This window comes from Saccharopolyspora oryzae, from assembly GCF_027853915.1.
Classification (GTDB): domain Bacteria; phylum Actinomycetota; class Actinomycetes; order Mycobacteriales; family Pseudonocardiaceae; genus Saccharopolyspora; species Saccharopolyspora oryzae.
In genome coordinates, this window is record NZ_JAQGLA010000004.1 from 197,844 (window position 1) to 206,958 (window position 9,115).

Annotated in this window: 6 protein-coding genes and 1 pseudogene; 3 read left to right on the top strand and 4 right to left on the bottom strand. The window is 69.9% G+C overall.

Annotation, left to right across the window (positions count from 1 at the left end; genetic code table 11):
* Nucleotides 1-14 precede the first annotated feature (14 nt).
* The 4 genes and pseudogenes from OU415_RS04785 to OU415_RS04800 form a co-directional block, all read right to left on the bottom strand.
* Nucleotides 15-2,003 (bottom strand): hypothetical protein, encoded by a 1,989-nt coding sequence (locus tag OU415_RS04785; RefSeq protein ID WP_270947310.1) that lies wholly within the window; start codon nucleotides 2,001-2,003, stop codon nucleotides 15-17.
* A 149-nt stretch (nucleotides 2,004-2,152) separates the two neighbouring features.
* Nucleotides 2,153-2,307, bottom strand: a pseudogene (locus OU415_RS04790) (glyoxalase); the annotation flags it as partial.
* Nucleotides 2,308-2,328: 21 nt separating this feature from the next.
* Nucleotides 2,329-3,768, bottom strand: a complete 1,440-nt coding sequence (locus tag OU415_RS04795) for a purine-cytosine permease family protein (RefSeq protein WP_270947311.1) — start codon at nucleotides 3,766-3,768, stop codon at nucleotides 2,329-2,331.
* A gap of 157 nt (nucleotides 3,769-3,925) precedes the next feature.
* Nucleotides 3,926-5,254: an ArgE/DapE family deacylase gene (locus tag OU415_RS04800; RefSeq protein WP_270947312.1), complete on the bottom strand. Its 1,329-nt coding sequence runs from the start codon at nucleotides 5,252-5,254 to the stop codon at nucleotides 3,926-3,928.
* Nucleotides 5,255-5,623: 369 nt separating this feature from the next.
* Here OU415_RS04800 and OU415_RS04805 point away from each other — a divergent pair, with 369 nt between their 5' ends.
* The 3 genes from OU415_RS04805 (at nucleotide 5,624) to OU415_RS04815 (ending at nucleotide 9,021) form a co-directional block, all read left to right on the top strand.
* Entirely contained in the window at nucleotides 5,624-6,508 is an 885-nt protein-coding gene (locus OU415_RS04805) for a MurR/RpiR family transcriptional regulator (RefSeq protein WP_270947313.1), read from the top strand.
* 91 nt (nucleotides 6,509-6,599) lie between these two features.
* Nucleotides 6,600-7,892: a glutamine synthetase family protein gene (locus OU415_RS04810; RefSeq protein WP_270947314.1), complete on the top strand. Its 1,293-nt coding sequence runs from the start codon at nucleotides 6,600-6,602 to the stop codon at nucleotides 7,890-7,892.
* Complete coding sequence (locus OU415_RS04815; protein ID WP_270947315.1) at nucleotides 7,882-9,021, top strand: amidohydrolase family protein; 1,140 nt, start codon at nucleotides 7,882-7,884, stop codon at nucleotides 9,019-9,021. Before OU415_RS04810 ends, OU415_RS04815 begins: the two co-directional genes overlap by 11 nt.
* The last annotated feature ends 94 nt before the right edge of the window (nucleotides 9,022-9,115 follow it).

Here is a 9,115-nt window from a genome sequence, read left to right on the forward strand (position 1 = left end):
ATCGGTCGGTGTGCTCAGAACAGCCGCTCGGTTTGCCGGGCGGCTTCGTAGAGGGCGGCGACGTCGGAACGCCGGGACAGCGGCGCGAGCTCGCGGAAGCACTGCGCCACCAGCTTCTTGCGCTCGTCGTCCGGACCGGCCAGCGGATTGGTCAGCAGCCAGGCCGCGGCGACCAGGCGGGCCAGCACGTTGCGCACCGTCGACCGGTCGTCGGGCTTGCCGCGCTGGTCCTCGCGGACCAGGGCCTGGTAGAGCGCGTCGTGGTCGTGCTGCAGCGGCTTGTTGTCCGGCGCGCCGGAGACCAGCGTGAGCAGGTCCACCCAGTCCTGGTGCGGAATCCGGTCGAACCGCTCCTCGAGCATGGTCACGACTTCGGCGAACTCGCCCAGGGCCAGCAGGCAGTACGCCTTCCGCTCCGGATCCCGCTGCACGGTGGTGTCCTCGAGCATCGCCCGGAACTGCGTCTCGTACGACGGTTCGCCGTCGCGCGCGGCCAGCGCGGACAGCAGGGTCCGCGCGATCCACGGGTGCAGCACGGTGTGGTCCTCGGTGCCGCCGCGGCGTTCCGGCGCGATCACCCACAACCCGGTGCGCAGTTCGGTGAGGATGCGCCCGATCTTCGGCTGCGACACCAGGCTGGTCGACTCCGCGGGCACCAGCCACGGCGCGGTCGCCCACGCCGCGGCGGTGACGAACTCCTCGAGGTCGACGTCCAGCAGGTGGTGCGACAGCCGCAGGTCTTCGAGGCGTTCCCGGAACGAGTCCGCCTCGGCGAGATCGTCGGGCCACAGCGCGTCCCGCCGGGCTTGGTCGAGCGGGCGGCCGTCGAGCAGGTTCTGGACGGTGTGCACGGCCCGCGGCAAGCCGCCGCTGGCGCGCTGGGCGAGCCTGGCAGCGGGGGAGCGGACGCTGGTGCCGAGGATCCGGGCGGTCTCCTCGATCTTCAGCGGCTCCAGCAGCACCGGCAGGTAGCTCGCGGTCGGCCGGGCCTCCGCCGGATTGGTGCGCCAGTGCCCGACGTTCGTGCAGCGCGACACCACCGACACGTCCTCGGGCTTGTTCTCGAGCGACTTCCACGGCGGGTGCCAGTCGGACTCCCACTCCGGGTGCCAACGCCCGCTGGTGGCGATGATCAGCAGCGGATCGTGCTCCTCGCGCTGACCCAGGTGCCGCTCGCGGGCCGCGGTGATGTCCTCCAGGAACTGGAACCCGGCGCCGTGGTCGACGTTGTACAGCAGGACGATCCAGTTGTGGTAGTGGTCCTGGTCGGCGGGGTTCACGCACTCGCACGGGCTCTTGGGCTCGGGCTTGGCCATCACCTCGTGGCTCGCCCGCACGTCCGCCAGGAACGCGGCGGTGAGCCAGCTGGTCATCTCCGCCGAATCGGCGCGGCCCCGGATGCTGAGCTGGATCAGGGCGTCCAGCGGGTCGGCGCCCTCGGCTTCGGGGAACCCGGCGTGCCAGCGCTTGGCGTTGGCCAGCGGTCGGCGCCCCGCGTAGCGGATCAGCGTGGGCAGGAGGTTGGCGGTCGTCGCCAGCAGCGGATCGAGCAGCGGTTCGGCGGCGTCGGACAGCGTCTGGACGATCTCGGCGGTCCGTTCCGCGGTGGGGCTCTTGGCGAACTCCTTGATGGCCCGGTTGAGCTTGTCCCTGGCCTGCTCGCGGTCGTTCGGCAACGTCGCCTGCACGGCGATCAGGCCCAGCGCGAAGCGGGTGAACCGCGGTGGCTTGCGGGAGGGCCAGCGGCGGGACAGGCCGAAGGCGATCTGGGCCAGCGCCTCGACCGTCTTCGGTTCGTCCTGGGCGAAGTCCAGCGGCTGGTTGTGCACGACGCCGCTGCCGCAGTCCCGCGAGATCGAGTTCAGCGCCTCGGTCTTGCCGGATCCGGTGGGGCCGAGCAGCACCACGACCGGCTGCGGGCCGGCGGTTTCCCCGACTCGGCGGTTCCACAACAACCGCCGGGCCAACGAGGCGCTGTCGGTCAACCTCCCCGGAGCAGCCATCCCCCAACACCTCGCATTCGCGAACCGCTCCCGCTTGCGGAGCGGACCACGTTACGCCACTTGATCACTCCGGTGGACGAGTTTGCGAGAAATCGCAGGTGGGGTAAGGGGAATCCGCCGGCTCAGCGTCCGGCGGGAACCGACGTGCTCTCCCAGGAGAACCCGTCCGGGGCCTGCACGACCCCGCCATAGCCCCACAACGACTTCGAGGCGGGCTTGACGCTGTCGCCCCGGCATCGAGGGCCGCATCGATCAGCGCGTTGACGGCGGCGGGCTGGTAGACCACGAGCGACAGGGCGAACCCGATCGCGGCCCCGGCAACTGGTCAGGACCGGGCGGGCGCCGGTTGATCGACGTCGTGCGGGGTGGGAACGGGCGCGTTGGCGGCGCGCAGGTGCGGCAACCGCTCGGCCAGCAGCGAGGCGGTGATCAGGTAGCCGGCGCCAACGCCCACCAGGCAGGTGATCGACGGCACCGCGGCGTCCGGCAGCGCCAGGTACACCAGGAATCCGGCGATGGTCCAGCCGACGGCCAGCCAGTTGAAACCGGACCAGTACCAGTAGCGGCCGTTCTTCGCGAACAGCTCGGAGACGTCGATTGCCCGGCGCTTGCAGAACAGGTAGTCGGCGATCAGCACGCCGGCGACCGGGGCGAACAGATTGCCCATCACCGTCATGAAACCGGTGAACCCGTTGACCAGTTCGGGCAGCAGCGACAGCGCGATGCCGATCAGCGAAAGCCCGAGCGTCGCCCAGAACCGCCCGAGCCGGCGAACCATGTTCACCAGGGCGAGTCCCGCGGTGTAGAGGTTGAGGACGTTGATCGTCCAGTTGTCCAGCATGATGTAGAGCAGCACCAGGCCGAGCAGCAGGGGGTTTTCGGTGATGCGGGCGATGACGTCGAATGCGTTGTCGTTGCCGCCGGAGGCCACCGCGGCGTAGCAGCCGACGAACGCGGTGATCAGCGCGCCGAGAACCGCTGCGGCCATGGTGCCCAGCCACACGTCGACCCGGCTGCGGGAGTAGCGGCAGAAATCGCTGGCGTTGGTGATCATCGACAGCCAGGCCGAGACGACGCTGTTGAGCCACAACGCGATGACCGACCACTCCCAAGGGATGTGCAGGTCGAGGCCGAGCACCGCGCCTGGTGCGTAGTTCGGGTCGTCGTGCGTCATCAGCACGGTGATGAAGACGACCGTCAGCACGATCTTGGTGGGGAAGGCGATCCTGGCCAGCACCTTCACCGAGCCGTAGCCGACGAGCGCGACGGCGGCCTGCACGATCGCGAAGATCACGCTGACGAGCGCGAAGTTCAGCGTGTGCCCGGTCAACGCGCGCAGCACCGCGATGATCCCGAGGGCACCGGCGACCGTCTGGAACGCGAACCAGTACACCGAGCTGATCACGTGAAGGGCGGACGGGATCCACTGCGCGCCGCGCATGCCGAAGGTGATGCGGGTGCCGACCTGGCCCGGCAGCCCGTAGTCGACGCCGACGGTGGCCATGATCGAGTAGGCGCCGAAGGCGACGACGATCCCGGCGAGCACCGTGGCGACGGCGGCCCAGAAGGACAGCCCGGCGGCGACCGCACCGCCGGCGACCAGGATCATGCCCGGGTTGATCAGGAAGTTGATGATCATGAAGGACACGTCCCACCAGCGGACGGTCTTCTCCTCGTCGGGTATCGCCTCGACGCCGTACTGCTCGACGCCCTTCGGCTGGCGGTAGCGCTGGGCCGGGACGCCGTCGTCCTGGGAGTTGCTCATGGCTTGACTCGCGTTTCGTTCCGGAGTTGCGCGCCGACGGCGTGGTCGGCGCGCAGCAGGTTCCGCTGGGGCGGCGGTGCCGGGGATTCCTGTCCGCGTGCGTCCCGGAGTACGGGCGCGGATCTGATAACTCCATTGAGGATGGACGTCGGAAGTGCTACCGGGTCGTCGGGCGCAGGCCGCAGTGCTCGATCGCCGCGGCGGCGAAAACCTTTGCCGTGTCGACGATCGAGTTGACGTCGACCCACTCGTTGGGTCCGTGCGCGTCCGCGCCCAGCGCGCCGTAGATCAGCGGCGTCGCGCCCGTGGGGCGGTAGAACGCGCCATCGCACACCGCCACGAACCCGGTGATCTCGGTCGTCTTGCCCAGCGCCGCCCGTTGCCGCCGGATGCTGTCGACGACGGGGAAGTCCGGCGAGGTGTCGAACGCCGGGAAGTGCAGGTCGCCGAGCTCCCACTGCACGGTCGGCGGGTGCTCGCGCAGCCACGGGTCCTGCGCCGCCCAGTGCCCGATGAAGTCCTCGAACTCGGCTCGGACCTGTGCCGACGTTTCGGTGGGCAGGTACTTCAGGTCGAAGTCGAGGACGGCGACGTCCGGCGTGATGGCCGGATTCGTCATCGTGGCGGGCAGGCCGTCCGGGCCGAGTCCCGAACCGACCTGGACGACGCTCGGGCTGATGGTGTTGACCCCGGGCGGCAGGAGCGGGTGCGCCGGTTTGCCGCGGGCCCAGTCGCGTTCGAGCTGCCCGACGGCGGTGATCAGGCGTGCGGCCAGTTCGGCCGCGTTGACGCCGGGGCGGGTGCGGTCCGCGGAATCGCGCTGCGGGTAGATGTCGTTGTACCGCCACCCGGTGTGCGCGTTGCGGCCCCGGAGGGTGACCCGCACCCACTCCAGCCCGCCCTGGCAGAGCATGACCTGTTCCTCGGTCGGCTCGCCGACGATGACCGCGGACGCCGCGCGGGCGCGGGTGACGAGGTCCTTGCTGCCGAACCCGCCGGCCTCCTCGTCCACGACGCTGTGCACCTCGAACCGGCCGGCCAGCTCGATCCCGCAATCGTGGATCGCCTTCGCGGCGGCGATCGCGGCCGCGATTCCGGCCTTCATGTCGTAGCCGCCGCGCCCGTAGAGCCGACCGCCGTGGATCTCGGCCCCGAACGGATCGACGGACCAGGTGCTGCGGTCGCCGACGGGGACGACGTCCATGTGCCCGTTGAGGACGAGGCTGGGCTCGTCCGAGCCGTCGCGGTGACCGCGCACGTTGGGCCGGTCCGGGAAGACTTCGTGCTGCTCGGTGGTCAGACCGGCTGCTGCGAGGTGCTCGGCCACCAGGCGTTGGGCGTCCGTCTCGCGGTTGAGGCCTTCGCCGACCTCGAACTTCGGGTTCACGGTCGGGATCCGCACGAGCTCCTGCGTCAGCTCGACCGGGTAGCTGCGGTCCCGTTCGATCTGCGCGGTCACCATCTTCACGGCGCTGGCTGTGTCCATGTTCCTCTTCCGTCTCTGCGAGCGGCGCTGCGTGCATCCGTCGGGGTGGTGGCCGACCGGCGGATTTCCGCTCGGCGGCGGGGCGAGCTGCTTGCGGTGTCTCCGCGCCAGCGCTGGATGAGCCTGCGGCGGACCAGCTGTTGCGTCCGAGTCCCGGGTGAGGGCGGTCACACGCGCCGCAGGCTTCGGATATTATGAGCATTACAACTTTGCGGTCAACACCGAAGTTGGTAATGCGTGTGAGATCAGGGGTGTGGTCGCGGACTGGATCGACGCCCGGTCGGCTCTGCGGGGCGGGACAATGATCGGTGGCAACGCGAGGTTCGAGAGGGAGGGGTGCGAGTGCCTGGACAAGGTGATCGTGCTGAGGTGAGCAGCCCGGGGGGCGCGGAGTTCGCGGCGACCGTCGCGGAGCGCACCCGCGCCGAGCTGGCCGGATTCAGCCGCAGCGAGCTGAAGGTCGCACGCGCGTTGCTCGCGGCGTACCCCGCGGCAGGTCTGGAAACCGTCGCGCAGTTCGCCGCGCGGGCGCACGTCAGTGCGCCGACGGTGCTGCGCTTCACCGCGCGGCTGGGCTTCGACAGCTACCCCGCGTTCCAGAAGGCCCTGATCCACGAGGTCGACCAGCAGCTGAGCTCGCCCTTGCGGCAGATCGCGGAGGTCTCGGGCACCGAGGAGCGCAGGCGGAACGCCACCGCGGTGGCCCGGCACTACATCGACGTGCTGTCCTGGTCGTTCGACACGTTGCCGGAGGCCGAGTTCGACCGCGCTGCCGATCTGCTCAGCGCTCCGGACATGCGGATCCACTTGCGCGGTGGCCGGTTCAGCCGCGTGCTGGCGGAGTACCTGGCGAGCCACCTGGCGATGCTGCGGCCCGCGGTGCGGGTGATTCCGCCCGATGAGCTCTCGCAGGCCACCACGCTGCTGGACTTCGGGCAGCGCGATGTCCTGGTCGTGTTCGACTACCGCCGGTACGACCCGGCCCTGGCGGATTTCGCGCGGGAGGCCGCCGCTCGCGGCGCGCGCGTCGTCCTGTTCACCGATCCGTGGATGTCGCCGGCGGCGCAGGCGGCCGAGGTCGTGCTGCCTTCCAGGGTGGAGGCGCCGAGCCCGTTCGACTCCTTGGTTCCCGCGATGGCAGTGGTGGAGGCGGTGGTCGCCGCCGTGGCCGAGCGGCGCGGGGATGCTGTTCGAAGCCGGTTGGGCGAGATCGAAGCGCTGTCCCGGTCCGGCGACGCCGGGAAGTCGCCCTGAATATTCTGTTACGGCAGAATGAGCATTGACTAGCTATCTAACGGGCGTTACTTTTTCGGCGTTGTTAACCCGAGATCGGTGAGGCGCATCCATGGATTCGACTGTCTTCGTCGCGACCTGCGATCTGGCGGGGTTGACCCGTGGCCGGGGCGTTCCGGAACGGGACCTCGACGAGGTCCTGCGCCGCGGTGTCGGCTGGGTGCCCGCCAACTTGGCGCTGACCTGCTTCGGCGGGATCGCGGAGGAGAACGCGTTCGGCTCGACCGGTGACCTGCGCCTGATGCCGGACGCCGGAGCCGGGGTCGTGCTCCCGGAGACCGATGGCCACCCGCAAGTGCGCCTCTTCCTCGCCGACCAGACCCTGCCCGACGGCGAACCGTGGGACTGCGATCCCCGCACGTTCGCCCGCAACGCGCTCGCTGATCTGCGCGAGCGGTTCGGGCTGGAGGTCGTCGCCTCGTTCGAGCACGAGTTCATGCTGGACGGCAGCGAGGGCACGGCACCGTTCTCGTTCGCGCGCTACCGGGGCGCCGAGCCGTTCGGATCCGATCTCGTCGAGCTCCTGGCCCGGACCGGTCTGGAACCGGAGACCTGGTTGCCAGAGTACGGCGAGGACCAGTTCGAGATCACGCTCGCGCCCACCTCGGCGCTGGTGGCCGCGGACCGGGCCGTGCTGCTGAAGGAGATCGTCCGCGATCTCGCACGTCGGCACGGCCGCCGCGTGACCTTCGCGCCGTTGCAGACCCCGAACGGGGGCGGTAACGGTGTCCACGTGCATCTGTCCTTGGTGGACGCCGCCACCGGTCGGCCGGTGCTGTTCGACGAGCAGCGCCCAGGTCGGCTCGCCGACCTCGGGGCGCGCTTCGCGGGTGGCATCCTCGCCCACGCCAGGGCGCTGACCGCCATCACCGCACCCAGCCCGTCCTCGTTCCTCCGATTGCAGCCGCACCGCTGGAGCGTCGGCGGGATCTTCCTGGCCGAGCGCAACCGGGAAGCGCTCGTGCGGATCTGCCCGACCAGCGCGGTCGGGGGCGGCGATCCCGAGCGGCAGCTGAACCTCGAGTACCGGGCCGCCGACGCGACGGCGAACCCGTGGCTCGTGCTCGGCTCCCTGATCAGGGCGGGGCTGGAGGGGCTGGCCAGCGGTGACCAACCGCCGGAGGTGTGGCCGGAGGACATGGCGGACCAGCAGTTCGACGAAATCCCCTCGTTGCCGGCCAACTTGTCCGAAGCGCTCGACGAGCTGGAGAAGGACACCGTCGTGCGCGACTGGTTCGCACCGGAGCTGCTGCGCACCCACCTCGACGTGAAGCGCGCCGAACTCCGCGCCGTCGAAGGACTCGACGCGGTCGACGTGTGCCAGAAGGTCGCCGATGCGTACTGAGCTGCAAGCCCGCCTGGCCGACATCCCGCTGATCGACCACCACGTCCACGGTCCGCTGCGCGACCGCGTGTCCCGCACCGAGTTCGAATCGCTCATCACCGAGTCGGACCGGCCGGTGCCGTCGTGGATGACGCAGTTCGACTCGCAGATCGGTTTCGCGATCCGCAGGCACTGCGCGCCCCTGCTCGGCCTGCCGGAACGGGCGAGCGCCGAGGACTACTGGGCCGCTCGATCCGAACTGGATCCTGATGAGCTCACCCGCCGCTTGCTGTCGGCCAGCGGAACCCGGCACTGGCTGATCGAGACCGGATACCGCGGCGAGCAGATCCTGTCGCCGGACGAGCTCGGCCAGCTTGTCGACGAGCAGGTGGACGAGGTGGTCCGCCTGGAGTCCGTGCTCGAATCGGTGGCGCCGGGCTGCACCGCAGAAGGGCTCGTCGCGGCATTCCGGGACGAGCTGGCGCGGCGCGCCCGGTCCGCCGTCGGGCTGAAAAGCATTGTGGCGTACCGGTACGGCTTCGACTTCGACCCCGAACCGCCGACCGACGCGGACGTGCTGCGCGCAGCGGGGGAGTGGCTGCGGTCGATCGACTCCGGAGCACCGCCCAGGGTCGATGACGTGGTGCTGCTGCGAATGCTGCTGCGGGAGGGCGTGGCCACCGGGCTCCCGCTGCAACTGCACGCGGGCTACGGCGATCCCGACGTCGAACTGCACCGCTGCGACCCGCTGCTGCTCACGCGCTGGCTCAAGGCGATCGAGGGTTCGGGTTCGGACGTGCTGCTGCTGCACTGCTACCCGTTCCACCGCAACGCCGGCTACCTGGCCCAGGTCTTCCCCCACGTCTACTTCGACGTCGGACTGGGGATCAACTACACGGGGGCGCGTTCGGCCACCGTTGTCGCCGAAAGCCTGGAACTGGCGCCGTTCGCCAAGATCCTCTACTCGTCGGACGCCTGGGGCCCGCCCGAGCTGCACCACCTCGGTGCGGTGCTCTGGCGCCGGGGCATGGAGCTGGCGATGCGGCCCTGGGTCGAGGAAGGCGAATGGTCGCTGGAAGACGCCCTCCGGGTGGCCACCCTGATCGGCCGCGGCAATGCTGCCCGCGTCTACGGATTGAGCGATGACTGAACGCGATCGACTTCGAGCAGCGCTCGCCGAGGAACTCCGAACTGCGAGCGAGCTGCGGCGCGAGCTCCACGCCAACCCCGACCTCTCAGGTTCG